This window comes from Pseudomonas sp. IT-P74 (assembly GCF_949768175.1).
Taxonomy (GTDB): Bacteria; Pseudomonadota; Gammaproteobacteria; order Pseudomonadales; family Pseudomonadaceae; genus Aquipseudomonas.
Genome location: NZ_CATKQD010000088.1, coordinates 38,615 through 64,317 on the forward strand (window position 1 = coordinate 38,615; position 25,703 = coordinate 64,317).

At 59.3% G+C, this 25,703-nt stretch carries 27 protein-coding genes; 10 read left to right on the plus strand and 17 right to left on the minus strand.

Translation table 11 applies throughout. The features are described from left to right. Positions 1–7 precede the first annotated feature (7 nt). Positions 8–2,146, minus strand: coding sequence for a catalase HPII (katE, locus tag ACM6J5_RS26190; protein ID WP_095942979.1), 2,139 nt, complete (start codon positions 2,144–2,146; stop codon positions 8–10). 210 nt (positions 2,147–2,356) lie between these two features. Between katE and ACM6J5_RS26195 the strand changes: the two genes are divergently transcribed. The 3 genes from ACM6J5_RS26195 (at position 2,357) to ACM6J5_RS26205 (ending at position 4,882) form a co-directional block, all read left to right on the plus strand. Then, complete coding sequence (locus ACM6J5_RS26195; RefSeq protein ID WP_095942980.1) at positions 2,357–3,364, plus strand: methionine ABC transporter ATP-binding protein; 1,008 nt, start codon at positions 2,357–2,359, stop codon at positions 3,362–3,364. Beyond that, a complete protein-coding gene (locus tag ACM6J5_RS26200; protein ID WP_056726718.1) occupies positions 3,364–4,038 on the plus strand; it encodes a methionine ABC transporter permease in 675 nt (224 codons plus the stop codon). The genes ACM6J5_RS26195 and ACM6J5_RS26200 overlap by 1 nt, the downstream gene beginning before the upstream one ends. Positions 4,039–4,111: 73 nt before the next feature. Further along, positions 4,112–4,882 (plus strand): MetQ/NlpA family ABC transporter substrate-binding protein, encoded by a 771-nt coding sequence (locus ACM6J5_RS26205; RefSeq protein WP_414929620.1) that lies wholly within the window; start codon positions 4,112–4,114, stop codon positions 4,880–4,882. Positions 4,883–5,049: 167 nt separating this feature from the next. Here ACM6J5_RS26205 and ACM6J5_RS26210 read toward each other — a convergent pair whose 3' ends face one another. Genes ACM6J5_RS26210 through ACM6J5_RS26230 form a run of 5 tightly spaced genes read right to left on the minus strand, consistent with a single transcriptional unit; the run spans position 5,050 to position 8,949 of the window. Continuing rightward, complete coding sequence (locus tag ACM6J5_RS26210) at positions 5,050–5,685, minus strand: SCO family protein (protein WP_414929621.1); 636 nt, start codon at positions 5,683–5,685, stop codon at positions 5,050–5,052. Continuing rightward, positions 5,682–6,581: a heme o synthase gene (gene cyoE / locus ACM6J5_RS26215; RefSeq protein WP_095942983.1), complete on the minus strand. Its 900-nt coding sequence runs from the start codon at positions 6,579–6,581 to the stop codon at positions 5,682–5,684. Before cyoE ends, ACM6J5_RS26210 begins: the two co-directional genes overlap by 4 nt. Beyond that, complete coding sequence (locus tag ACM6J5_RS26220; protein WP_095942984.1) at positions 6,569–7,639, minus strand: COX15/CtaA family protein; 1,071 nt, start codon at positions 7,637–7,639, stop codon at positions 6,569–6,571. Before ACM6J5_RS26220 ends, cyoE begins: the two co-directional genes overlap by 13 nt. Before the next feature lie 10 nt (positions 7,640–7,649). Continuing rightward, positions 7,650–8,243: a hypothetical protein gene (locus ACM6J5_RS26225; protein WP_095942985.1), complete on the minus strand. Its 594-nt coding sequence runs from the start codon at positions 8,241–8,243 to the stop codon at positions 7,650–7,652. Next, positions 8,209–8,949 carry an SURF1 family protein gene (locus tag ACM6J5_RS26230; protein WP_414929622.1) on the minus strand — a complete coding sequence of 247 codons (741 nt, stop codon included), beginning with the start codon at positions 8,947–8,949 and terminating at the stop codon, positions 8,209–8,211. The genes ACM6J5_RS26225 and ACM6J5_RS26230 overlap by 35 nt, the downstream gene beginning before the upstream one ends. 71 nt (positions 8,950–9,020) lie before the next feature. On the opposite strand from ACM6J5_RS26230, the gene ACM6J5_RS26235 reads away from it, so the two are divergent. After that, complete coding sequence (locus ACM6J5_RS26235; RefSeq protein ID WP_095942987.1) at positions 9,021–9,224, plus strand: twin transmembrane helix small protein; 204 nt, start codon at positions 9,021–9,023, stop codon at positions 9,222–9,224. Between the two features lie 11 nt (positions 9,225–9,235). Here ACM6J5_RS26235 and ACM6J5_RS26240 read toward each other — a convergent pair whose 3' ends face one another. The 4 genes from ACM6J5_RS26240 to coxB all read right to left on the minus strand — a co-directional run bounded on the left by ACM6J5_RS26240 (position 9,236) and on the right by coxB (position 13,629). Continuing rightward, a complete protein-coding gene (locus ACM6J5_RS26240) occupies positions 9,236–10,123 on the minus strand; it encodes a cytochrome c oxidase subunit 3 (RefSeq protein WP_095942988.1) in 888 nt (295 codons plus the stop codon). Positions 10,124–10,148: 25 nt separating this feature from the next. Beyond that, positions 10,149–10,700, minus strand: a complete 552-nt coding sequence (locus ACM6J5_RS26245; protein ID WP_056726726.1) for a cytochrome c oxidase assembly protein — start codon at positions 10,698–10,700, stop codon at positions 10,149–10,151. Between the two features lie 126 nt (positions 10,701–10,826). After that, positions 10,827–12,419 (minus strand): cytochrome c oxidase subunit I, encoded by a 1,593-nt coding sequence (gene ctaD, locus ACM6J5_RS26250; RefSeq protein WP_095942989.1) that lies wholly within the window; start codon positions 12,417–12,419, stop codon positions 10,827–10,829. Positions 12,420–12,501: 82 nt separating this feature from the next. Continuing rightward, complete coding sequence (gene coxB / locus ACM6J5_RS26255) at positions 12,502–13,629, minus strand: cytochrome c oxidase subunit II (protein ID WP_095942990.1); 1,128 nt, start codon at positions 13,627–13,629, stop codon at positions 12,502–12,504. Between the two features lie 369 nt (positions 13,630–13,998). Here coxB and ACM6J5_RS26260 point away from each other — a divergent pair, with 369 nt between their 5' ends. After that, positions 13,999–14,649: a hypothetical protein gene (locus ACM6J5_RS26260; protein WP_095942991.1), complete on the plus strand. Its 651-nt coding sequence runs from the start codon at positions 13,999–14,001 to the stop codon at positions 14,647–14,649. A gap of 120 nt (positions 14,650–14,769) precedes the next feature. Here ACM6J5_RS26260 and ACM6J5_RS26265 read toward each other — a convergent pair whose 3' ends face one another. The 3 genes from ACM6J5_RS26265 to ACM6J5_RS26275 form a co-directional block, all read right to left on the minus strand. Then, positions 14,770–16,296 carry a SulP family inorganic anion transporter gene (locus tag ACM6J5_RS26265; RefSeq protein ID WP_414929623.1) on the minus strand — a complete coding sequence of 509 codons (1,527 nt, stop codon included), beginning with the start codon at positions 16,294–16,296 and terminating at the stop codon, positions 14,770–14,772. A 90-nt stretch (positions 16,297–16,386) separates the two neighbouring features. After that, positions 16,387–17,118: a carbonic anhydrase gene (locus ACM6J5_RS26270; RefSeq protein ID WP_008045785.1), complete on the minus strand. Its 732-nt coding sequence runs from the start codon at positions 17,116–17,118 to the stop codon at positions 16,387–16,389. Between the two features lie 243 nt (positions 17,119–17,361). Beyond that, a complete protein-coding gene (locus ACM6J5_RS26275; RefSeq protein ID WP_414929624.1) occupies positions 17,362–18,420 on the minus strand; it encodes a PA0069 family radical SAM protein in 1,059 nt (352 codons plus the stop codon). 222 nt (positions 18,421–18,642) lie between these two features. On the opposite strand from ACM6J5_RS26275, the gene ACM6J5_RS26280 reads away from it, so the two are divergent. From ACM6J5_RS26280 to ACM6J5_RS26290, 3 genes are all read left to right on the plus strand, one after another. Further along, the gene (locus ACM6J5_RS26280; protein WP_095942994.1) at positions 18,643–18,945 is read left to right on the plus strand and encodes a hypothetical protein; all 303 of its coding nucleotides are present in this window, start codon (positions 18,643–18,645) and stop codon (positions 18,943–18,945) included. An 87-nt stretch (positions 18,946–19,032) separates the two neighbouring features. Then, positions 19,033–19,581, plus strand: coding sequence for a hypothetical protein (locus tag ACM6J5_RS26285; protein ID WP_414929625.1), 549 nt, complete (start codon positions 19,033–19,035; stop codon positions 19,579–19,581). A 109-nt stretch (positions 19,582–19,690) separates the two neighbouring features. Continuing rightward, positions 19,691–20,335, plus strand: a complete 645-nt coding sequence (locus ACM6J5_RS26290; RefSeq protein WP_414929626.1) for a dual specificity protein phosphatase family protein — start codon at positions 19,691–19,693, stop codon at positions 20,333–20,335. Positions 20,336–20,376: 41 nt separating this feature from the next. Here ACM6J5_RS26290 and ACM6J5_RS26295 read toward each other — a convergent pair whose 3' ends face one another. Continuing rightward, positions 20,377–20,664, minus strand: a complete 288-nt coding sequence (locus ACM6J5_RS26295) for a YheV family putative zinc ribbon protein (RefSeq protein WP_414929627.1) — start codon at positions 20,662–20,664, stop codon at positions 20,377–20,379. Next, the gene (prlC, locus tag ACM6J5_RS26300; RefSeq protein WP_414929628.1) at positions 20,661–22,712 is read right to left on the minus strand and encodes an oligopeptidase A; all 2,052 of its coding nucleotides are present in this window, start codon (positions 22,710–22,712) and stop codon (positions 20,661–20,663) included. Before prlC ends, ACM6J5_RS26295 begins: the two co-directional genes overlap by 4 nt. An 88-nt stretch (positions 22,713–22,800) precedes the next feature. Here prlC and ACM6J5_RS26305 point away from each other — a divergent pair, with 88 nt between their 5' ends. Both ACM6J5_RS26305 and ACM6J5_RS26310 read left to right on the plus strand, forming a co-directional pair. After that, a complete protein-coding gene (locus ACM6J5_RS26305; RefSeq protein WP_095942998.1) occupies positions 22,801–23,346 on the plus strand; it encodes a gamma carbonic anhydrase family protein in 546 nt (181 codons plus the stop codon). Positions 23,347–23,372: 26 nt separating this feature from the next. After that, positions 23,373–24,023 (plus strand): HAD family hydrolase, encoded by a 651-nt coding sequence (locus ACM6J5_RS26310; protein ID WP_095942999.1) that lies wholly within the window; start codon positions 23,373–23,375, stop codon positions 24,021–24,023. A gap of 121 nt (positions 24,024–24,144) precedes the next feature. Here the strand turns inward: ACM6J5_RS26310 and ACM6J5_RS26315 are convergent, their stop codons facing one another. Beyond that, positions 24,145–24,768, minus strand: a complete 624-nt coding sequence (locus ACM6J5_RS26315; RefSeq protein WP_414929629.1) for an ABC-type transport auxiliary lipoprotein family protein — start codon at positions 24,766–24,768, stop codon at positions 24,145–24,147. Beyond that, a complete protein-coding gene (locus ACM6J5_RS26320) occupies positions 24,765–25,703 on the minus strand; it encodes an MlaD family protein (RefSeq protein WP_095943001.1) in 939 nt (312 codons plus the stop codon). The genes ACM6J5_RS26315 and ACM6J5_RS26320 overlap by 4 nt, the downstream gene beginning before the upstream one ends.

Sequence of the window (25,703 nt, forward strand, 5' to 3'; positions counted from 1 at the left end):
AAAACCCTCAGGCCGGAATCGCCTTGGCCTTCGCCTCCCTGTCCCAAACCCGATGCTGCCCGATCGCGACCAGAAACGGTTTGATCAATTTTACATCCGCGCCCACGATCAATCCCCCATCCGCCTCCAGCTTCAACACATCCAGCAACTGCTTCGCCTCGCCCTGCAAGGCGATAACCTTCAAATGCTTGTATGCCTCCAACAGGTAGTGCAGCGCCACACCGTCAGTGCTCAACAACTTGATCGACGCTGCTCCACCCGGCACGAACACCGCATCGAACGTCACCGACGGCGATCCCTCCATCGAAGCATCGACAGCCAGGGTTTTGCCATCGGCCGTTTTCACTGACGCCGAACTTGGTCCTAACAACTTCCCGTGGGCGCCCTCCGCTTTCAGCGCTTTCTTCATTGCATCGATCGAGGCGCCATCGACACCGTTCGCCGCCAAAATCGCGACTTTCCGCGTCTTGATGCTCTCCGGCAACAGATTGGCCTGGCTCAATGCCGGCGAATGATCCAGTGAGGTTTTGCGCACCTCGATGGTTCCTCGACTGGGCGCAGGCAATCCAAGGTTCTGCGCCACACGCCTGGCCAACTCCAGATCGATATTGGCGAGGATTTCGTTCACTTCCCGGGCGCGAATCGCCTCGCGCTCAACCTTGCCCAACTCAAAGCTATAGGCCGAGATGATGTGCTCCCGTTCATGTTCACTCATGCTGTGGAAAAACAAGCGAGCCTGGGAGAAGTGGTCCGCGAACGACTCGCTGCGCTGGCGAATCTTGTTGGCGTCGATGCGTTCCGGGTAGCTATCGAACCCGCCGTCCTGAACGGAGGCCGGCGTTTCCTTTGGCCAGCCGCCATCAATGGAGTTTGGCTCATAGGAGGCACGCCCCTTGTCGATAGTGGTGCGGTGCTGCGCATCCCGCTGGCCGTTGTGGAAGGGTGACACCGGGCGGTTGATCGGGATCTCGTGAAAGTTCGGCCCGCCGAGTCGGCTTATTTGCGTGTCGGTGTAGGAAAATAATCGCCCCTGCAGTAGAGGGTCATTGGAAAAGTCGATTCCCGGGACGATATGTCCGGGGCAGAAGGCGACCTGCTCGGTTTCGGCGAAAAAGTTGTCCGGGTTGCGGTTCAGCACCATCTTGCCCAGTGGCGTGATAGGGACCAACTCTTCGGGGATCAGCTTGGTGGGGTCAAGAATGTCGAAATCGAAGGCATGTTCGTTCTCTTCTTCGATGACCTGCACCCCCAACTCCCACTCCGGATAGTCGCCGACCTCGATCGACTCCCACAAATCACGACGGTGGTAGTCGGTATCTTTACCCGCAAGCTTCTGCGCCTCATCCCACACCAGCGAGCAAGTGCCGGCCGTGGGGCGCCAGTGGAATTTGACGAACCGCGATTTTCCTTCGGCGTTGATCAGGCGAAAGGTATGCACGCCGAAGCCCTGCATGCTGCGCAGGCTTTTCGGGATCGCCCGGTCGGACATCGCCCACATCACCATGTGCGCCGACTCCGGCACGAGCGAGACAAAGTCCCAGAAGGTGTCATGGGCCGACCCCCCGGTAGGGATTTCGTTGTGTGGCTCGGGTTTGACCGCATGCACAAAGTCGGGAAACTTGATGGCGTCCTGAATGAAGAACACCGGCATGTTGTTGCCCACCAGATCGAAATTGCCTTCATCGGTGAAAAACTTCACCGCGAAACCTCGTACGTCGCGCACGGTATCGCCAGACCCACGCGGCCCCTGAACCGTGGAAAAGCGTACGAAGACCGGGGTTTTCTTCGCTGGATCCTGCAGGAAACCTGCCTTGGTCAGCACAGAGTGGCTTTCATAGCTCTGGAAATAACCATGGGCACCAGCGCCACGAGCGTGAACGATGCGCTCCGGGATCCGCTCGTGATCAAAATGCGTGATCTTTTCACGCATGATGAAATCTTCCAGCAACGATGGCCCGCGGGCCCCGGCCTTCAGGGTGTTCTGGTTGTCCGCCACCTTCACGCCCTGGTTGGTACGCAAGGCCTGCTCAGTGGCATCGGAGCGAAACGTTTCCAGGCTGTCGAGCTTGGTGTTGGTGTTATGGCGGTCCGGGGTATCGGACCCGGCCACGGCACTCTGGGTGGCGGCAGGCTTCTTGGTACTCATCAGGCGTGAACTCCTCAGGCGTATTCCAGTGGCCTAAGTAGTGACTGACGGGCTTCGTCAGCCGTTCCTTTTTTCTGACCTTTGATCGCGTTATTGCCAAATGGCAGGACAAATGCGAAATAAATGCTAAGAACCTCTATACGGACAGGCTAAAATGCGCGCCCGGCTAACCGCTGATCCTTTTCTAACGCGCCCCACAAGGTTCGCTACGTGATCGAGTTTCAAAACGTCCACAAAACCTACCGCGTCGCCGGTAAGGAAATCCCCGCCCTGCATCCGACCAGTCTAACGATTGAGAACGGGCAGGTTTACGGCTTGATCGGTCATTCCGGCGCAGGAAAAAGTACCCTGCTGCGTCTGATCAATCGCCTGGAAAATGCCAGCGGCGGCAAGATCATCGTCGACGGTGAAGAAGTCACCGCCCTCGACGCCAACGGCCTGCGCCGCTTCCGTCAACAGGTCGGGATGATTTTCCAGCACTTCAACCTGCTGGCCTCCAAGACTGTCGCCGACAACGTCGCGCTGCCGCTGTCTCTGGCCGGCGAGCTGTCGCGCAACGAGATCGATTCCCGCGTGGCCGAGTTGCTGGCGCGGGTCGGTTTGTCCGACCACGCGAAAAAGTACCCGGCGCAATTGTCCGGCGGGCAGAAGCAGCGTGTCGGCATTGCCCGTGCGCTGGCGACCAAGCCGAAAATCCTGCTGTGCGACGAAGCCACCAGCGCCCTCGACCCGCAAACCACCGCATCGGTCTTGCAATTGCTGGCCGAGATCAATCGCGAGCTGAAACTGACCATCGTCTTGATCACCCACGAGATGGACGTGATCCGCCGGGTCTGCGACCAGGTAGCCGTGATGGACGCCGGCGTGATCGTCGAGCAAGGCTCGGTGGCCGAGGTGTTCCTGCATCCGAAGCACCCGACCACCAAGCGCTTCGTGCAGGAAGACGAGCAGATCGACGAAAGCGAACAGCGTGACGACTTCGCTCACGTACCGGGGCGCATCCTGCGTCTGACCTTCCAGGGCGAAGCGACCTACGCACCGCTGTTGGGCACTGTCGCCCGGGAAACCGGTGTGGACTACAGCATCCTGGCCGGTCGTATCGACCGCATCAAAGACATCCCCTACGGGCAACTGACCCTGGCCGTGACCGGCGGTGATATGGAAGCGGCCTTTGCCCGCTTCACCGCTGCCGACGTCCACATGGAGGTGCTGCGCTAATGGAAGCCCTGACAAGTTTCTTCGCCAATATCGACTGGTTCGAAATCTGGCTGGCCACTGGCGACACGATGCTGATGCTCGGCGGTTCGCTGCTGTTCACCGTGCTGCTCGGCTTGCCCCTTGGCGTGCTGCTGTTCCTATGCAGCCCGCGTCAGTTGCTGGAAGCCAAAGGCGTCTACGCGATGTTGTCGCTGGTGGTAAACATCCTGCGTTCGCTGCCGTTCATCATCCTGTTGATCGTGATGATCCCGTTCACCGTGTTGATCACCGGTACGTCCCTGGGTGTCGCCGGTGCAATCCCGCCGCTGGTGGTGGGTGCCACGCCGTTTTTCGCCCGCCTGGTGGAAACCGCCCTGCGTGAAGTGGATCGCGGCATCATCGAAGCGACCCAGGCCATGGGCGCGACCACGCGACAGATCATCACCAATGCCTTGCTGCCGGAGGCTCGTCCGGGCATCTTCGCGGCGATTACGGTGACAGCCATTACACTGGTGTCCTACACGGCGATGGCCGGTGTCGTGGGTGCCGGTGGTCTGGGTGACCTGGCGATCCGTTTCGGTTACCAGCGTTTCCAGACCGATGTGATGGTCGTGACGGTGGTATTGCTGCTGGTATTGGTCCAGGTGCTGCAAACCGTTGGCGACAAATTGGTTGTGCATTTCTCCCGTAAATAAGACATGAGCCGGCCATTCGCTGGCAGGCGCCAAACGGGCGCCGCAAGCGGGCACCTCACATGGAGTTAGCTGAATGAAAAAACTACTCGTGGCCTTCGCGGCCGTTGCTGCATTCTCTGCCCACGCTGAAACCCTGACCGTCGCGGCCACTCCGGTTCCCCACGCCGAGATCCTCGAATTCGTGAAGCCGGCCCTGGCCAAAGAGGGCGTGGACCTGAAGGTCAAGGTATTCACCGACTACATCCAGCCGAACGTGCAGGTCGCGGAAAAACGCCTGGACGCCAACTTCTTCCAGCACCAGCCGTACCTGGATGAGTTCAACAAGGCCAAGGGCACCCACCTGGTTTCCGTGGCCGGCGTGCACCTGGAGCCCTTGGGCGCTTACTCCAACAAGTACAAGACCATTGCCGAACTGCCTGGCGGTGCCACCGTGGTTATCCCGAACGATGCCACCAACGGCGGCCGTGCGCTGCTGCTGATGGCCAAGGCCGGCCTGATCAAGTTGAAGGATTCGAACAACATCCTGTCGACCGTGAAGGACATCACCGAGAACACCAAGGACCTGAAAATCCGCGAACTGGAAGCCGCGACCATCCCGCGCGTGCTGACCCAGGTCGACCTGGCGCTGATCAACACCAACTACGCGCTGGAGGCCAAGCTCGATCCGGCCAAGGACGCGCTGTTCATCGAAGGCAGCGACTCGCCTTACGTGAACATTCTGGTGGCTCGCCCGGACGACAAGGACAGTGACGCGATGAAGAAGCTCGTGGCTGCCCTGCACAGCCCGGAAGTGAAGGCCTTCATTCTCGAGAAGTACAAAGGCGCGGTGGTGCCGGCGTTCTGACCGAACTGCTGCAACGCAAAAAGGGGCGCATCGAATGCGCCCCTTTTTTGTGCCTGAAACACAGCCCCTTGTAGGAGCGAGCTTGCTCGCGAAGGTGTGTCAGCCACTGTGATGTCGACTGACACTCCATCGCGAGCAAGCTCGCTCCTACAGAGGGATTGCGGTGCTTAATTGCGCTTGAGCATCACCGGCAACTGCGCCACCAGCTTCGCATTGTTCAACGGCGCACGGATGAACCCGCGCTGGGTGCCGTCCGGCCCGATCACCGCGAGGTTGCCGCTGTGGTCAACGGTGTAGTTCGGCTTGCTGGTGTCCGCCGGAATGAATGGAATGCTCACCGCGTTGGCGATCGTTTGCAGCTCATCGGTCGACGCCGGGGTCAGGCCAACAAACTGCGGGTCGAAGTAGCCCAGGTACTGCTTGAGCTGCTTGGGTGTATCGCGATTGGGGTCGACGCTGACCAGCACGATTTGCAGTTTATCCACAGCCTCGGGCGGTAACTCGCTCTTGATCTGCCGCAACTGGGCGAGGGTGGTCGGGCAGATGTCCGGGCAGAAGGTGTAGCCGAAGAACAGCAGGCTCCACTTGCCTTTCAATTCATTGATCGCGACCGGCTGGCCGTCCTGATTGGTCATCGTCACGTCCGGCAGATTACGGCTCTGCGGCAGCAGGATGATACCGGCGTCGATCAGCGCCGTCGGATCGCCCTGGTTTTTCTCGGACAATACCTTGTTGACGGTCAGGCCCAGGATCAGTGCGACCAGGGCGACGAGTATGAAGACGGTTTTCTGGGTTCGAGTCATAGGTTCAACAGTAGGTAGTGGTCTACGAGCAGGGCGATAAACAGCAGGAACAAGTAGTAAATAGAGTACTTGAACGTGTTGATCGCCGCGTGCGGCCGAGTGCCACGGTACAGCACCACGGCCCATTGCAGAAACCGCGCGCCCAGCCCGAGCGCGCAGACCAGGTAGAGCGTGCCGCTCATGTGGATCACATAAGGCATCAGGCTGACGGCAAGCAATGCGAAGGTATATAGCAGGATGTGAATCTTGGTGTAGTGCTCGCCATGGGTGACCGGCAGCATCGGGATATCGGCCTTGGCGTATTCCTCCTTGCGATGGATCGCCAGCGCCCAGAAGTGCGGCGGGGTCCAGGCGAAGATGATCAGCACCAGCAACAGCGGTTCGGCGCTGACGTGACCGGTGGCGGCGGTCCAGCCAAGCAATGGCGGCGCGGCACCGGCCAGACCACCAATGACGATGTTCTGCGGGGTCGCGCGCTTGAGGAATCCGGTGTAGACCACCGCGTAGCCAAGCAACGAGGCGAGGGTCAGCCACGCTGTCAACGGGTTGGTGAACGCCAGCAACATGGCTTGCCCGAGGACCGCCAATACCAGCGCGAACGTCAGCGCTGCGGTCGGCGAAACCCGGCCTTCGGCGAGCGGCCGTTTGCGGGTGCGCGCCATCACCGCGTCGATGCGCCGGTCCACCACATGATTGACCGCCGCTGCGCCACCGGCACACAGGGCGATGCCCAGATTGCCGAAAATCAGCACCGTCCACGGCACCCCGGCGCGGGTCGCGAGGAACATCCCCACCAGCGAAGTGATGAGCATCAGCACCACGACTTTGGGTTTGGTCAGTTCCAGGTAGTCACGCCAGATCGCCTGACTGGGACGTTCGCCGATCAGAATCGCCATGGCATCTCTCCTTTTATTGTTATGGGCCCGGCTGAGTGTTTACGCGGGCTGAAGTGCCAGCGCGCTTGCTTGACCCGGACCAGACTGGTTCGGGCGTGGTAATTGACCAGCACCATGGTCAGCAACAGCGCCGCGCCGCCCGCGTTATGCGCGACGGCCACCGGCAGTGGCAGATGGAACAGCACGTTGCTGATGCCCAGGGTGATTTGTGCGCCGAGGGCGATCAGCACCAGGCCTGCCAGGCGCGTCATGCCGACGGCTTTCAGTTGCCATGCCAGACCGAGCAGCACCAAAGTCACCAACAGGGCGCCAATACGGTGAGTCAGGTGAATCGCAGTACGGGCGTCGCTGTCCAGTTGCCCGCCGAGGTAGTTCGGGCCGATGTGCTGGGTCAGGTGAAAGCCGTTGGCGAAGTCCGCCGGTGGCAACCACTGGCCGTGGCAGGTCGGGAAGTCGATACAGGCTACGGCGGCGTAATTGGAACTGACCCAGCCACCGAGGGCGATTTGCCCGATCACCAGCAGCAGCCCCGCCGTCGCCCAGTGTTGCAAACGTCGTGGCACGGTCAGCGCCGGCACTACGCCGGACAGGCGCAAGGTCAGCAGAAACAACAGGCTCAAGGTCGCGAAGCCGCCCAGCAAATGCCCGGTGACCACCTGCGGCCAGAGCTTTAGCGTTACCGTCCACATGCCGAACGCGGCTTGGCCAACAACCACCGCCAACAGAAACAACGGCAGCTTCACCGGCTGCCCGGGATGTCGGCGATGCACCCACGAACGACCGGCCAACACCGCGATCAATAGCCCCAAAGTGCCGGCGAAATAGCGGTGGACCATCTCGTTCCAGCCCTTGTGGGCCTCGACCGGAGCGTCCGGGAAATGCAATTCGGCATGGGCCAGCTGGGCTTCGCTTTTCGGCACGCTGATGAAGCCATAGCAACCCGGCCAGTCCGGGCAGCCGAGGCCGGCGTGGGTCAGGCGGGTGTAGGCGCCGAGCAACACCACAATCAGTGCCAGCAAGGTGGCAAACAACGCGAGGCGAAATCCAGGCTTGGCCATGACGATGCCCTTATCCGATGTTCGACAGTTTCAACAGGTGGCGCAGATCGTTGAGCAGGTCCTTGCCCTTTACCGACGGGTCGTAGCGCAGCACCAGATTGCCGTGGGGGTCGATGATCCACAGGTGCGGCGCGTCATTGCTCTGGGCGGCTTTTGTGTAGGCAGGCAAGTCCAGTGAATAGCGTTGCAACTGCGGGTACTCGCGTTGAAGTTTAGTCTCGTAATCGCTGTTCAGCGTTTGCGCGGCGGCCAATGCATGGCTGGCGCGGGACGCATCGCGGCCCAGGCCGATCTGGATTTGCCGCGCCAGATACACCAGTTGCTGGCAGTCCACCGCGCAATCCTTGGGCGCGGTCACCAATATCTGCCAGCGATCTTCCCGGGCTTGCACGCCGATGTCCGCGCGGGTCTGGCCGTTGCCGATCAGTTCGCCGTGATAACTGCGGCCCTCGGGCACCCAGAAATTCAGCTTGTACATGCCGGTGGCGAGGATCATCGGACCGATCACCCCGAGCAGGATCAACAGCAGTTGCATACGGCCCTTGCGCCGGTTCACCGACGGTTTCGCCTCAGACATGCTGGGTGGATTCATGGCCGCTCCCATGGTGTTTCTCCTTTGCGTTGTGCCAGCCGAGATAGAGATAAAGACCGAACAGGGCGATCGCCATGGCGAACCACTGCACGGCATAAGCGACGTGTTTTTCCGGGCCCGTGGCGACTACTGGCCATTCAGCCTGATAGGTGACGGGGCCGGTTTCAGCACGTAGTTCGTAGGCAAAACCTTCGCGATTCAGGGCGGCCCAGAGCTTGTCTGGCTCAACGGCCGTAACCAGCTTCGGCCACGTCAACGTTGTGGGGTCAGCGTGCAATTGGAACGTCGCACCGGGGGAGACGTAGACCCACACGTCGAGGCTGACTGCTTCGGCAGGTGTCTTGAATTGCGGTGGTGTGCGGCGCTCCGGCCATGCCAGCCAACCGCGATTGACCAGCAACCAAAGCCCGGATGCCTGATCGTGAAAGGGTTGCAATAGCTCGACGCCGACCTTGCCGTTGCGTTGACTGTTATCCAGCAACAGGCTGTGTTCAGCATCGAACTGGCCGTACAGGTGAACCCGACGGAAGGCCGGGTCTGTCGTGTGTTGCAGTTCGGTGCTGGCCATCGGCTCGGCGGCCCGGCGCTCGGCGTAGGTTTGCAGCAGCGCGCTTTTCTCCGCGCCCCGGCTCAACTGCCAGAACCCCAGGGACACCAGTAGCGGCAGCAACATCGCCACCACCAGCGTTGGCACGATACCCGGCCGAAAGCGCTTCATGGCATCGCCAGAAAGTCGGTCATCGCGATAGCTATACTCAAGTGCATCGCTTATCCCCCCGGAGTCTCACCATGCTCAAAGCAGCCATCGTCCTGATGCTGATTGCCACGGTTGTCAGCCTGTTCAGCGGCCTGTTTTTTCTGGTCAAGGACGACAGCCGCTCAAACCGCCTCGTCATTGCCTTGAGTGTGCGTGTCACTCTGGCCGCCATTACCCTCGGTCTGATCGCCTGGGGCTTTTTCAGCGGCCAACTGGTTTCCAATGCCCCCTGGTAGCTGTAGCTGCTTTAGAGCACATAGACGAAAACAAACAGCCCGATCCACACCACATCCACGAAGTGCCAGTACCAGCTCGCCGCTTCGAAACCGAACTGGTGCTCGTTGTCGAAGTGCCCGCGCATGATCCGCACCAGCATCACGAACAGGATGATGGTGCCGATGGTGACGTGGGCGCCGTGGAACCCGGTGAGCATGAAGAAAGTTGCGCCGTAGATGCCCGAACCCAGGGTAAGGCCCAGTTCGTGGTAGGCGTGAATGTACTCTTCGGCCTGGAAGGTGAGGAACGCACAGCCGAGCAATACGGTGAGCAACAGCCAGAGTTTCAGTGCACCGCGATGGCCCTTTTTCAAGGCATGGTGGGCGATGGTCACAGTCACGCTGGAACTCACCAGCAACACGGTGTTGAGCAACGGCAGGCCCCAGGGGCTGATGACCTCCCTGGGCGGCGGAAACAGTTTCGAGTCGGGGTTGCTCAGCAGCGGCCAGGTGAACTGGAAGTTCGGCCATAGCATGTGCGCCATGCCTTTGGCGCCTTCACCGCCGAGCGCCGGCCCGGAGATATGGCGGACATAAAACAGCGCGCCAAAAAAGGCGATGAAGAACATCACCTCCGAGAAAATGAACCAGCTCATGCCCCAGCGGAACGAGCGATCCATCTGTGCGCTGTACAAGCCACCGCGACTTTCCTTGATCACCGTGCCGAACCAGCCGAACAGCATGTAAGCCACCAACAGGCCACCGACGAAAAAGATCAGCGGCCCGTGGGATTCCGGACGCGCCGCTTTCAGATCGTTGAACCAGGTGGCCAGGCCAAACACTGTGACGAACATCCCGACAGTTGCGATGATCGGCCATTTGCTCTGGGCCGGGACGTAATAATGTTCATGAGTTGCCATTTATTGTTCTCCTTATCGGGCACGCTCAGCCGCCAGTGTTTACAGCTACCGGTGGATGTCGGGCGGTGATATCGAACAGCGTGTAGGACAGCGTCAGGTGCTTCACATCCTTGGGCATGTCACGGTCAACGATGAAACGTACCGGCATCTCGATCCGCTGACCGGGCTGCAGCACTTGCTGGGTAAAGCAGAAGCATTCGGTCTTGTGGAAGTACGCCGCCGCATTGCTGGGCGCAATGCTCGGCACGGCCTGGGCGCTCATCGGCTTATCGGTGGGGTTGTGGGCGATGAAGATCATCTCGTTCACAGCCCCCGGGTTCGCGGTCAATTCGTCATGTTTGGGGTAAAAGTCCCAAGGCATGTCAGCGGTGTTGGTCGACAGAAACTGCACACGCACCTGCCGCGAGGTGTCGACCGTTTGCTCACCTTCGTACTGCCCGCCGGTCTTGCCATTGATGCCGAAGGCCTTGCACATCACGTCGTAGATCGGCACCAGGGCAAAGCCGAACACAAACATTGCCACCACCACGGTCAGCAGGCGCGTGACCAGCTTCTTCATCGAAATTGAGTCAGCCATGACTTCCGCACAACCCTGTAGGAGCGAGCTTGCTCGCGAAAAACTTGAGAGCGCCGTTGTGTGTCAGGCTTCCAGCGTTATCGTTGACGGCCATCGCGAGCAAGCTCGCTCCTACAAGGCGCGCGTTCATTTCACTTCCGGCGGCGTGGTGAAGGTGTGATACGGCGCCGGTGACGGAATGCTCCACTCCAGGCCTTCAGCCCCATCCCATGGCTTGGCCGGTGCCGCCGGGCCGCCGCGAATGGTCTTGATCACGATGAACAGGAAGAAAATCTGCGTGGCGCCGAACATGAATGCGCCGATCGACGACACCATGTTGAAGTCGGCGAATTGCAGGTTGTAGTCCGGAATCCGTCGCGGCATGCCCGCCAGCCCCACGAAATGCATCGGGAAGAAGGCCAGGTTCATGCCGATGAACGACAACCAGAAATGCAACTTGCCGAGGGTTTCGTCGTACATGTGGCCGGTCCATTTCGGCATCCAGTAATAGGCCGAGGCGAAGATCCCGAAGATCGCCCCCGGCACCAGCACGTAATGGAAGTGCGCGACCACGAAGTAGGTGTCCTGGTACTGGAAGTCCGCCGGGGCAATGGCCAGCATCAACCCGGAGAAACCGCCGATGGAGAACAGGATCACGAACGCCACGGCAAACAGCATCGGCGTCTCGAACGTCAGCGAGCCCTGCCACATGGTGCTGGCCCAGTTGAACACCTTCACACCCGTCGGCACCGCAATCAGCAATGTGGCGTACATGAAGAACAGCTCGCCCACCAGCGGAATGCCGACCACGAACATGTGGTGCGCCCAGACGATGAACGACAGGAACGCGATACTCGCCGTGGCGTAGACCATCGAGGTGTAGCCGAACAGTGGCTTGCGCGAAAAAGCCGGAATGATCGAGCTGACCGCACCGAACGCCGGCAGGATCATGATGTATACCTCGGGGTGACCGAAGAACCAGAACACATGCTGGAACAGCACCGGGTCTCCGCCACCGGCGGCACTGAAGAAACTGGTGCCGAAATGGATGTCCATCAGCATCATCGTCACGCAACCGGCCAGTACCGGCATCACCGCGATCAGCAGGAACGCGGTGATCAGCCAGGTCCAGACGAACAACGGCATTTTCATCAACGTCATGCCGGGGGCGCGCAGGTTGAGGATGGTGGCGATCACATTGATCGCGCCCATGATCGAACTGATCCCCATCAAGTGGATGGCGAAGATGAAGAAGGTCACGCTTTCCGGCGCGTAGGTCGTCGACAGCGGTGCGTAGAACGTCCAGCCGAAGTTCGGTCCGCCACCCGGAGTGAACAGGGTCGACACCAGCAGCAGGAACGCCGCCGGCAACAGCCAGAAGCTGAAGTTGTTCATGCGCGGCAGGGCCATGTCCGGCGCGCCGATCATCAGCGGGATCATCCAGTTGGCGAGACCGACGAAGGCCGGCATCACCGCACCGAAGACCATCACCAGACCGTGCATGGTGGTCATCTGGTTGAAGAACTCCGGCTGGACGATCTGCAGCCCAGGCTGGAACAGCTCGGCGCGAATAACCATCGCGAACGAACCGCCAAGCAGGAACATGGAGAACGCAAACCACAGGTACAGCGTACCGATGTCCTTGTGGTTGGTGGTCAGCACCCAGCGCATCAGGCCTTTAGCGGGGCCGTGGGCGTGGTCGGTGGCGGTATGAACATGTTCATCGATTACAGCAGTCATGTCCTGTCTCCTGCAAACAGATGGGCTGGGCAGGCCGGGGTGCTTAGCCCCGACCGGTTCCTTTCGTGCGCAATAGACCGGATCATTTGCTTTCCGCCTGTTTCAGCTCCAGCACTTCTTTAGGCGTGACCATGTCGCCCTTGTTGTTGCCCCAGGCGTTACGTTCATAGGTCACGACCGCTGCGATATCGACTTCCGACAGTTGTTTGCCGAATGCGGCCATGGCGGTGCCAGGCTTGCCGTGGAAGACAATGCTCAGGTGAGCGTCTTTCGGCCCGGTGGCGATCTTCGAGCCCTTGAGCGCCGGGAACATCGGCGGCAGGCCCTGGCCTTCGGCCTGGTGACAGGCCACGCAGGTGGTGTGATAGACCTTGTCGCCGCGATCCTTGAGCTCGTCGAGGGTCCATTCCTTGCTGGTCAGCTCTTTGAGTTGCGCGGCCTCGGTCTTGCGCTCGGCCAGCCATTTTTCGTAATCGGCCTTTTCCTTGACCTCGACCACGGTCGGCATGAAGCCGTGATCCTTGCCGCACAACTCGGCACACTGGCCACGGTAGATGCCGGGCTTGTCGATGCGGGTCCAGGCTTCATTGACGAACCCGGGAATCGCGTCGCGCTTGACCGCAAAAGCCGGCACCCACCAGGAGTGGATCACGTCGGCGGAGGTCACCAGGAAGCGCACTTTGGCGCCGACCGGTAGCACCAATGGTTTGTCGACTTCGAGCAAGTAGTGCTCGCCCTTGGTTTCCTTGTTGTGGATTTGATCCTGAGGGGTGGTCAGGTTGCTGAAGAACTCGACGTCCTGGCCCAGGTATTTGTAGTGCCACTTCCACTGATAGCCGGTGATCTGGATATCGATTTCCGGCTCGCTGGCGTCGTACATCTTGATCAGGGTCGCGGTAGCGGGAATCGCCATGGCCACCAGGATCAGGAAGGGCACGATGGTCCAGAGGATTTCGACGGTGGTGCTTTCATGAAATTTGGCGGCCACCTGCCCGGTCGAGCGGCGGTGGAGAATCATCGACCAGAACATGGCACCAAATACGATGATGCCGATCACCACACAGATCCAGAAAATGATCATGTGCAGGTCGAATACTGCGTGACTGATTTCAGTCGCTCCAGGCGCCATATTCACAGTCCAGGCCGCTTGCGCCTGACTGAAAATCGACCACAACAGGAGGCCCATCCAGACATGTGGATGTCGCATCATTGCGGGTTCCCCTTATCGTTCTTGTTATCCCGCCGGCTTTCACCTGCGGCAAGGGAGCGGCTGCATCAGACTACGAACTTGAGCACCGGGCCTTGCTGCATATGCAGTCGGGCGTCATCAGCTAACTCCATTCCACCCCGAGTATAGACAGCGACTCTGACCTCGCAATGCGAAGGCGTAAATGATCTGAAACAGCATTGACTTGCGTTGCAGGGCACGAATGGAGAAGGATGCAGACGAGTGGTGGCAAATCGATATAACGGAGCCGTCTCAAGGATGAAATAATTATGACAAATGCGTCTTAGCATTTTTCGTAAGCCAGCTAAGTTATGTCTTCCCTATTTCATTGCCTTGTTTCCTGGAGTTTTCATGAACACCGCCGCATTGCGCGAGCAGATCCAAAAAGCCCAACAACACGAAGCCGAGACCGGTCTGCTGACGCGTCAGCTGGAAAGTAAACTGCCTCATCTGCACCCGGCGATCCAATTGCCGGAGGCCGATACCAACGGCGTACTGACGCGATTTGTCGCCGCCTACATCGAAGAAGTGCCCGATCTGCTGGATGCAGCCAATGAAGTCGCCAGGGAAGCGGGCATTGAGTCACAGATCAAACCGGTACTGAGTATCGCCGAGCAGTACTTCCTCCAGCCGCCAGCCATCATGGCCGGCCATGTCGGGCTCGACAGCCTGCTGGATGAAGCTTACCTGGCGCACCGGTTTGTCGAAGAGGTCAACGACCTGTACATCAAGCATTTCGGCCAGCCACTGATCCCCTTGGACATGACTGTCGCCAACCTGATTGCTCACCAATTGATCGGTGAGGAATTTGCCAACCAACTGGACGAAGTCGTACATCACGCGTTCGAGCAAATGTTGACCGAAGAGAGCTTTGCGCTAGAGTCGGTGGAAGCCTACCGCGACAAGCTCAGCAGCCCGGACACCGGCGCCGCGTGGAAACGCTGGCCGTGCATGTCCCGCCGCCTGGGCGTAGGCCTGGAACTGGATCAGCCGGCGGCTTGATCCACCGGTAAACACTGTCCTCCTGTAGGAGCGAGCCTGCTCGCGATGGGGTCATGACATTCAACATCAACGTTGACTGATCCGCCGCCATCGCGAGCAAGCTCGCTCCCACATTGGGCCTCAGCCAGCCGCACCAATACCCGTGTTGGTACGAACCCTGCCTTCGAGCCTGCGCTTCAACCCCCGCGATTCAATCAACAGCTTCGACCCCTTGGCCGCGTTCGCCCGACCCCATTCCTCCAGCAGTTCCAGACACGAGTGATCGATATAGCTCAGGTTGTTGAGCGGCACATGCACCGTCGCGCCTGGTGGAATACTACTCAGCACCTGGGTCAGCGCTGGCACCTTGAGGAAGGTCGCCGCCCCCACCAGGCGCAATTCCATTTCACCGTCCTGAGGCAGGTCGATCAGGCTGATTTTCAACCGCGAAGCTTTCAGCGCCAGCTTCACCAGCGTCAGGCCGAAGCCAATCAACACGCCGGTCAGCAGGTCCGTGAAAACGATGGCGAGTGCGGTTGCCGCATAGGTGAACATCGGCGCCCGACCATACCGGCCCAAACCACGGAAGACCTTGAGATCCACCAGCTTGAAACCGGTGTACACCAGCACGCCCGCCAGGCTCGCCACCGGAATGCTTTGCAGCACGCTGGACAGCAACAGCACGAACGCCAACAACCACAGACCGTGGAAAATGGTCGAAAACCGCGTGGTTGCGCCGGCCTGAACATTCGCCGAACTGCGTACGATAACGCCGGTCATTGGCAGTGCCCCAAGCAGGCCACACAGCATGTTGCCGATACCTTGCGCCGACAGTTCCCGGTCGAAGTCCGAGCGCTGACCACTGTGCATGCGATCAACCGCAGCGGCTGAGAGCAAGGTTTCGGCGCTGGCGATGAAGGCCACGGCAAACGCCGCGATCAGCAAGGTCGGATCAGCCAGGTTGAGCAGGTCCGCGGGCTTCAGCCAGTCTATGGCTTCCGTCAGATTGGCCGGTACCTCAACCCGTTTGACCTGCAACGCCAGCACCAGGCTGGCAACCGTGGCCAGGCCGACGCCCAGTAGCGCGCCAGGAATGAAGCGCAGGGATTGCGGACGGAGTTTCTCCCAAAGCCACATGGCGGCGATCGTCGACAAACCGAGCAACCCGGCTTGCCAGCCAAACGTGGGCAACGCCTGAGCCAGCGCTGTCGGGAAGGCCGCCAGGTTATCCAGGCCCGAGGGTTTGGGCACGGCATCCAGCATCACATGCACCTGAGACAGGATGATCAGCACGCCAATCCCGGCAAGCATGCCGTACACCACCGCAGGTGCCGTCACCCGAAACCAGCAGCCCAGCTTCAAACGGCCAGCCACCAATTGCAGCAAACCCGCCAGCAACAGAATGGGCCCAAGCATGGCGATACCGTGCTGGCGGACCAGTTCGAATACCAGAACGGCCAGGCCCGCCGCCGGGCCGCTGACTTGCAGCGGCGAGCCGGCCAACCAGCCGACCACCAGACCACCGATGATGCCGGTGATCAGGCCTTTGGCCGGCGGCAGCCCCGAGGCAATCGCGATGCCCATGCACAGGGGCAGGGCGACCAGAAACACAACCACCGAAGCCAGCAGCTCCCGTGGCAGAACAGCTTTGAGTCGAGCAGCACGCATGGTGAATCTCCCGAAGTTTTCTTCAGGCATGGCAAAGCCAGGCTGCCTGAACGGCAGCCTCGGCTGAACCACACAACGATTTAGGAGGGTTTAGAAGCGCGCTTTGGGCGTCGCCACGGGAATCGGCAGGCTGCCATTGAGCGGCAGGAAACAACCTTGATCGGCGTCATACGCTTTGATTTCGCTGGTTTCGATGTTGTAGACCCAGCCGTGAATAAATAACTGACCGTTAGCCATGCGCGAGGCCACCGACGGATGGGTGCGCAGATGTTGCAATTGAGCGATCACATTCTCTTCGGTGAGGATGTGCATGCTTTCGCTTTCGCTAGAGCAGTTGCAGTTCTCCTGCACCATGGTTTTGGCCACTTCAGCATGACGCAACCAGGCCTTGACCGTGGGCATTTTTTCCAGACTGTCCGGGTTAAGCACAGCGCGCATGGCGCCGCAGTCGGAATGCCCGCAAATGATGATGTGGTGTACCCCCAGAGCCAGTACGGCGTACTCGATGGCCGTGGAAACACCCCCGTTCATTTGCCCGTAAGGCGGCACGACGTTGCCAACGTTACGGGTCACGAACAGGTCGCCGGGGGAGCTCTGGGTAATCAACTCGGGAACGATGCGCGAATCGGCGCAGGCGATGAACATCGCTCGTGGCCGCTGGGCCGTGGCGAGTTTCTTGAAGAGCTCTTCCTGCTGAGGAAAGATCTCATGATGAAAATGCAAAAAGCCGTCAACGATGTGCTGCAACGCTGCATCGGCGGTTTCGGCCTCGGGTTGGGCTGAAGCCGACGCAGCCAACGGCTGTTTATCCTTGTCACTCATCAATTCATCCTCATTGGCGGGCTCAGGGAGTCATCCCGTGTGGTCCGGTGTGAAGCCAGTGGCTGGTGAAAAAACATCCAGGCCAAACATCTCGACCCATCAGTCACTCGATGAACAAGGTAGCGGCCGAATCTTAATTGAAACTGAATAAACCGCTCTAGAATGCGTGTTCCAGGTCACAAAAAACGTGACCAGCCTAAGGCTCGAGCGTGATCTTCAGTACCAACCATAGGCCAATTGTCCTCAAATCAACGACATTTGGCGACCCGGCGGACAAAAGGCATTGCAGTCCAGGTCAAAGCCTTCCCGGTGATTGAGCCCCAGGCGCTTGATGGTTTTGGCAAAGCGCTGTGCCAGCAGGTCGGCGAAGGGGCCTTCACCGCGCATACGAGCACCAAAGCGGCTGTCGTAGAGTTCACCGCCACGACTCTGGCGAATCAGGCTGAGCACATGCGCCGCCCGTTGTGGATAGTGGGCGCCCAGCCATTCTTCGAACAGCGGCGCCACCTCCAACGGCAGGCGCAACATCATGTAAGCAGCACTTTGCGCCCCTGCCGCCCGGGCTTCGGTGAGCAGGCTTTCGAGCTCGCTGTCGTTGATCATCGGAATCATCGGTGAACAAAGCACGCCCACCGGAATGCCCGCCTCGCGCATGACCCTGATCGCCCGCAACCGGGCCTTGGGCGCTGCGGCCCGGGGTTCAAGGATACGCTTGAGCTCGTCGTCCAGTGTGGTCAGGCTGATCATTACCGCCACCAGTCTTTGGCTGGCAAGCTCGGTCAACAGGTCCAGGTCGCGAAGGATCAGCGAGCCCTTGGTGACGATGGTCACGGGGTGTCGGTAACGCAGGAGTACTTCAAGGGTTTGCCGGGTGACCTTGTATTCGCGCTCGATCGGCTGATAGGGATCGGTGTTGGAGCCGAGGTTGATCGGCGCACATTGATACCCACGTTTTGAGAGTTGTTCCTCCAGCACCTGCGCGGCGTTGGTCTTGGCGATGAGTCTGGTTTCGAAATCCAGCCCAGGCGACATGTCCCAATAGGCATGGCTTGGTCTCGCGTAGCAGTAGATGCAGCCATGCTCGCAGCCGCGATAGGGATTGATCGATCGGTCGAAGGGCAAGTCCGGCGACGTGTTGCGGGTAATGATGGTTTTCGCCGTTTCAATGCTCACCTCGGTGCCCTGGGTAAGCGGTACTTCCTGATACCAACCGTCGTCCTCAACCACCGAATGGCGGGGGGCAAAGCGGTTGTGCGGGTTGGTTGCGGTGCCGCGGCCGCGGGGAGGCAGAGAGCTAACCATCGGCGGACTCCTTGATCTGTATATTCATACAGTATACGACCAGCGGCGAATCGACCAGTACCGCTCAGCCATTCATCTGGTGACAAGGCGTCATGAGTTACTTGTTCATCAAAGATGGGAAAACTGAGGAAACATATAGTCAGTGGTTAGATCCAATCCCCCCCCGTATATTCAGCCAGACAAGCAACACCCTCAACAGTCATCAAATAAAAGGATTTATTAATGTCTTTCTTTAATCAGCGCGGCATCTTTCTGCAACTCATGCAACCGAGTCCTTCGGAGCCCAACACACTGGTTTCGCTGCAACTGGCGCGAAAAGAGTTAAGTTGGGATGCGGCAAATAATGTTCAAATTGAAAGCCTGGTCGATTCGGAGTTTTACACTGCTGTTTCCACGGACCGTGGTAACTCGTTCAGCATCAGGGCCGTTGGCAAGGATGTCGATCTCGACGGAAAGATCGGTGCCGAGGACAAAGCCAAGTTACAGGCGCTGGCAAAGGCTTATGCCAGTATCGTCAATCCCTGAGCCCTGACTTTCCAATCACTGGAAAAGCATGATTGCCGAATGCATGCGGGCTCCCGCGTGCATTCCAGACAGCCACGAGAATCAAAAATGTCCAAGCCCATAAAAACCGGTGCTTATCTACAAAAAATAAAAACGCCAGAAAATGTGCAGATAGTTATCAAGCCAATAAGGGCAGACGAGCATCCAAATAAAACAATGGAGCAGTTCGCTGATGTTCTCGCAAGCGCTCCCTCCGTGACACTCCATATAAAAAACGATAGCAAGACTTCAAAGCTCGATTTTGATCCATGGTCCGATGTCAATGTTATTCCAGGCAATAGCATCGACAAAAAGGACATTGCCGCACTTACACAACTTGCACTCGATTTTTATCATCAACAAATAATTGCTCCAGAGGGCATAGCGTACCTTTATTGTCTTCCCGCTAAACCACCCGAGCTTCGAGTAGATGTTGAGATTTTTGACATTGATGAAGATGATCATCAACTGTATAGCCGCGTAGTGTTCGAGACCAAGTCAGCGGATGCCGGCTTGTCTTTTGAAGGTTGGGAGCGCAACCCTCTCACTGGACAAGTGTTTGACTATGGGGTCGAACTGAACGAGATGCTCAAATCATTCATCAAACTGAAACTATAACCTGAGCGTGGACTTCACGATTCTTTGACAGTCAGCTCACAGGCCTTTGACCGTGCATGGCTGATCCTTGCCACCCTCTTCCCGTCCCTTTCTGAACGGTCGCTCAAGCATGCCTTTTCCACGTTTTTTATCTGCAATATGCCTGTCGCTGGTTGCACTCGTTAACCTGACACCGGCACTTGCTGACGACGGTGTGATGCAGCGTCCGGCAGACTGGGCTCAACCGGTCCAGAAGCAATACAACCTCTTCCAGATGTCGCCGACGCTCTATCGCAGTGCCTTGCCGGACAAGGGCGCGGTGCCGCTGCTGGAGAAACTCAAGGTGGGCACAGTGATCAACTTCCTGCCCGAAGCAGACTCCAGTTGGTTGTCCACGCCAGGCATCACGCAAGTACAACTGCCTTATCGCACCAACCATGTCGATGACGCCGATGTGCTCAAGGCCTTGCACGCCATTCAGTCTGCTGAAGCCAAAGGCCCGGTGCTGATGCACTGCAAACACGGTTCCGACCGTACCGGCCTGATGGCAGCCATGTACCGGGTTGTCATCCAGGGCTGGACCAAGGAGGAGGCCCTGAACGAAATGACCCAGGGCGGCTTTGGTGACAGCACCCACTTCAAGGACGGCATTCGCTACATGATGCAGGCCGACGTGGAAAAACTGCGCACCGCCTTGGCCAATGGCGATTGCAGCACCAGCCCGTTCGCCGCGTGTTCAATGAAGAGCTGGTTCAAGTCCGCTCATATCGAATAAAGAAAGCCCCCGTTGCATTGCGCAACGGGGGTTTTTTTCACTCAGTGTTGTTCGTCAGGCTTTTTCTTCAGTTTCGGATTCGGGAAAAACTGGACCGCCTGGACCTTGGTGTCGGCGGGTTTGATTGCGCTGGTATTAACCCGCGTACCCAACTCCTTGGGCACCGACAGCCCTTGCTCATTGAGTGTGTCGGAGTAACCGCAGGCCACGCACTCTCGGTGCGGGACCTGATCTTCGCTCCACATCATCAACTTGTCCGGCTCGCTGCATGCAGGGCAGACCGCCCCGGCGATAAAGCGTTTTTTCGTAATCACAGGCCCCTCACTCATGCTGCCGCGTCCTCACTCAGGCCGCTGTGGCGCAAGAGTGCGTCAATTGATGGCTCACGACCACGGAAGTCGACGAACAGCACCATCGGCTCCTGGGAGCCGCCACGGGCCAGGATTGCTTCGCGGAACGCACGACCGGTGTCGGCGTTGAGCACGCCTTCTTCTTCGAACTTCGAGAACGCATCGGCGGACAACACTTCAGCCCATTTGTAGCTGTAGTAACCCGCGGCGTAACCGCCAGCGAAGATGTGCGCAAAGCTGTTGGGGAAACGGTTGTAGGCGGGTGGACGCATCACCGAAACCTCGTCGCGCACGCCTTCGAGCACTTGCAGCACGCTGCGGCCGTCGCCGTGGGTGGCGTGCAGTTCGAAGTCGAACAGCGAGAACTCCAGTTGGCGAACCATCATCAGGCCGGACTGGAAGTTTTTCGCCGCAAGCATTTTCCCAAGCAGGTCCTGCGGCAGCGGTTCTCCGGATTCATAGTGACCGGAAATCAGCGCCAGGCCTTCAGGCTCCCAGCACCAGTTCTCCATGAACTGGCTCGGCAGCTCGACCGCATCCCAGGCCACGCCGTTGATGCCGGACACGCCAGCATGCTCGACGCGGGTCAGCAGGTGATGCAGGCCGTGACCGAACTCGTGGAACAGGGTGGTGACTTCGTCGTGGGTCAGCAGCGCAGGCTTGCCGCTGTCGGCCGGGGTGAAATTGCACACCAGGTTGGCCACCGGGCTTTGCAATACACCACCAGCGGTGCGACGACGGTCGCGTGCGCCGTCCATCCATGCACCGCCACGCTTGTTGGCGCGGGCGTAGAGGTCGAAGAAGAAGCGGCCGACGTGCTGGCCGTTTTCCTTGATCTCGAACAGGCGGACATCCGGGTGCCAAGTGTCGAAACCTTTCTGCTCGGCAATCTCGATGCCGTACAGACGCTGGACGATGGCGAACAGGCCGCTGAGCACCTTGTCGATCGGGAAGTAGGCGCGCAGGGCTTCCTGGGCCACGCTGTAGCGCTGTTCACGGAGTTTTTCGCCGTAGAAACCGCTGTCCCAGCTTTGCAGATCCGGGCAACCCTGTTCGGCGGCATAAGCCTTGAGCTGTTCCAGATCCTGGACGGCGAACGGCTTGCTGCGCTTGGCCAGGTCGCGCAGGAAGCTCAGCACCTGATCGCTGGACTCGGCCATTTTGGTCGCCAGGCTCAGCTCGGAAAAACTGCTGAAACCCAGCAACTTGGCCAGTTCCTGACGCAGGTCGAGGATTTCTTCCATGACCGGGCCATTGTCGTTCTGGCCGGCATTCGGCCCCTGGTCCGACGCGCGGGTGCAGTAGGCGGCGTAGACTTCTTCACGCAGTGCACGGTCCTGGGCGTAGGTCATCACCGCGTAATAGCTCGGAAATTCCAGGGTGATCAGCCAGCCGTCCAGATCCTTGGCCTGGGCCGCGGCGGCCATTTGCGCCTTGGCCGAGTCGGTCAGGCCGGCGAGGGCGGCTTCATCGGTGATGTGCTTGGTCCACGCCTGAGTGGCATCGAGCAGCTGGTTGGAGAAACGGCTGCCCAGTTCGGACAGCTTGCTCTGCACTTCGGCGTAACGCTTCTGTTCGGCTTCCGGCAGGTCGATACCCGACAGACGGAAGTCACGCAGGGAGTGTTCCAGGATAGTTTTCTGCGCCACGTCGAAACCAGCGGCTTCCGGGCTGCAGGCCAGGGCTTCGAAAGCCTGGAACAGTTCGCGGTTCTGGCCCAATTCGGTGGAGTAGGCGCTCAAGGCTGGCAGGCAAGACTCGTAGGCTTCACGCAGTTCAACGCTGTTGCACACGGCATTGAGGTGGCTGACCGGGCTCCAGGCAGCGCCCAGGCGGTCGTTGAGCTCGTCCATCGCCAGCACCAGGCCAGCCCACGTTGGCTGTTTGACCTGGGTCTTGAGGATCTCGGCGATAGCGGCACGGTTGTCAGCCAGGATCTGTTCAATGGCCGGTTGTACGTGTTCGGCGCGGATGGCGGAGAACGGCGGCAGGTCATAGGACTGCAAAAGAGGGTTGTTCACGCTCACGGTTGATACCTTGGCTGGAGAAACATGCAGCCATCTTAATTACAATCGACGTTCACCGCAGCTATCAGCAACAGAGAGAAACCCTATCGTGAACCTTCGCAAGTATCAGAACCACACGCCGCTGCTGGGTAAGGGCGCTTTTGTCGACGGCTCGGCAGTGGTGATCGGCGACGTTGAAATTGGCGAAGACAGCTCGGTCTGGCCGCTGACAGTGATCCGCGGCGACATGCACCGCATCCGCATTGGCGCGCGCACCAGCGTGCAGGATGGCTGCGTGTTGCACATCACCCACGCCGGGCCGTTCAACCCGGACGGCTATCCGTTGCTGATCGGCGATGATGTGACCATCGCCCACAAGGTCATGCTGCATGGTTGTTCGGTAGGCAACCGGGTATTGATCGGCATGGGCAGCATCGTCATGGACGGCGCGGTGGTCGACGATGATGTGATCATCGGTGCCGGCAGCCTGGTGCCGCCGGGCAAGCATCTGCAAAGCGGCTTCCTGTATGTGGGCAGCCCGGTGAAGCAGATCCGCCCGCTGACTGACAAAGAGCGCGCCTTTTTCACCTACAGCGCGGCGAACTACGTGAAGCTCAAGGACCTGCATCTGGCCGAAGGCTACGACCAGCTTTGACCCGGCCCCCTTATTCAGGATTCGACATGCATTACCAAACCGTTTTGTTCGACCTCGATGGCACCCTGACCGACCCGCGCGAGGGCATCACCCGTTCGATCCAGTTCGCCTTGGGCAAACTGGGTATCGATGAACCGGACCTGACCAAGCTCGAACACTTCATCGGCCCACCGCTGCTGCAGGCGTTCATGCAGTTCTATGGCTTCGATGAAGCCAGGGCCTGGGAGGCGGTGAACTTCTACCGCGAGCGCTTCAAGGTCACCGGCCTCTACGAAAACCGTGTGTTCGATGGCGTCACGCCGCTGCTGGAAACACTGAGCGAACAAGGTCGGCAGCTGTACATCGCCACTTCGAAACCGTGGGTGTTCGCCCGGGAAATCGCCCGGCATTTCGACTTTGCCAAACACTTCAAAGTGATTTACGGCAGCGAACTGGATGGAACCCGAACCAATAAGGTCGAGCTGATCGCTCACCTGATTGCGGAAGAAAACCTGGACCCGGCCAACATCTTGATGATCGGCGACCGCAAGCACGACCTGATCGGCGCGCGTAGCAATGGCCTGGACGCGGCGGCAGTGGGTTACGGGTTCGGCAGCCATGAAGAGTTGAGTGCCGAAGCGCCGGCGTATCATTTTGAAACGCTGGCTGAGCTGCATCAGGCGTTTTTGCAGAGCTGATACAGCTTTACCCCTGTGGGAGCGAGCCTGCTCGCGAAGGCGGCTGCACATTCAAAATCAATGTGTCTGACATACCGCTATCGCGAGCAGGCTCGCTCCCACAGGTGGACTGCGTAAGTATTCAAGGTCTGGGTGGCGGCGCCAATTTCTGCCCTTGCTCAACCGCCCAGTTCACCACCTGCGTGGTCAACTGATCGTTCGCCTGACCGAACCCGACCACCACCGCCGGAACCTGCACATCGCTCAAAGGCTGGCGCACTTCAAAACGGCGGCTGGCAAGGATGCGCTGGTCATAACTGCGCACCAGCAATGCATCCAGACGCACGACCGCGCTGGCGTTCTTACCCTGATATTCAGTCTGGAACGCCAGCAGGCTGCCACCCAATTCAAGATCGGTCTGGAAAATGCTGTCATCGGTGCTCAGCAACGGCACCCGTCCGTCATGCTGGAAACCTTCCAGCAGGCGATTGCGCATTAGCACCGGCGCCGGGTCGCTCCAGCGTGAACCCTTGTAGTGGCTGATCACATCGCCCTGGGGAATCACTGCGATGTTCGGACTGTTCAACGCTTCGCTGGACTGGAATGTGCTCAGGCGCAGCGACCAGCGCTGTGGCGTGCCATGGTTGGCCGATACGCTCTGGGCCGACGGCAATCGATAGACCTCGAAGGGCTCGGGCTTGGGCAGGATCGAGCACGAACTGATCAGCGTGAAGCCAGCGAGGAGGGCAATCCGAATCAGCTTCATGGCGTGAATTCCTTGGTCTTGTCACTGCCCAGCAGGTAACCGCTGGGGTTGGCTTCCAGGCGTGTGGTAATGGTACGCAACGAACTCAAGGTTTCGCGCATCTCGTGCACGGCCGGGCCCAGGCCATTGAGGCCTTGCATGCCGCTGTTGAGCGAGTCCTGATTGGCGGTGATCAGTTTGTTGAGGGTGGCACTGCTCTCCTGCAGCGACTTCATCGCCTGCTCGGCGCTGCCCAGCGCTTCCTTGCCATGCTCGTTGAGCAGCCCGTTGGCATTGCTCATCAGCGCCGTGGTCTGCTCCAGCATGGTGTTGGCCTGCTTGCCCACCGAGGCCAGTTGCTGCATGGCCTGGCGGATATCGCCGCGCTGCTCGGCAATGGTCCCGGTGGTTTGTTCCAGATGCTCCAGGGTATTGCTGATGCGCTCGATGTTTTCCGTGGAGAACATCAGGTTGGCGTTATGCATCAGCGTGGTCACCCCGGCCATCAGGTCTTCGCTGTCATTGAGCAGTCGGGCAATGGGCGAGGGCGAGGCGACTATGGTCGGCAGGTTGCCGTCCTTGCCCTTGAGCGTCGGGCTCTGTGGTGTGCCGCCACTGAGCTGGATGATCGAAGTCCCGGTGACCCCGGTCAGGGCCAACTTGGCATTGGTGTCTTCCTTGACCGGCGTATCGCCGGCCAGGCGAATTCGCGCCAGCACCCGGCGCGGGTCTTTCGGGTCCAGGCGCAGCGAGATCACGTCGCCGACCTTGATCCCGCTGTACTGCACCGAACTGCCCTTGGACAATCCGCTGACCGCCTCGTTGAACACGACCTCGTAGTCCTTGAACTCGGTGTCGACACTGGACTTGGCCAGCCACAGGCCGAACAGCAGCGCGGCCGTCACCACAATCACGGTGAACAGGCCGATCAATACATGATGGGCTCGGGTTTCCAT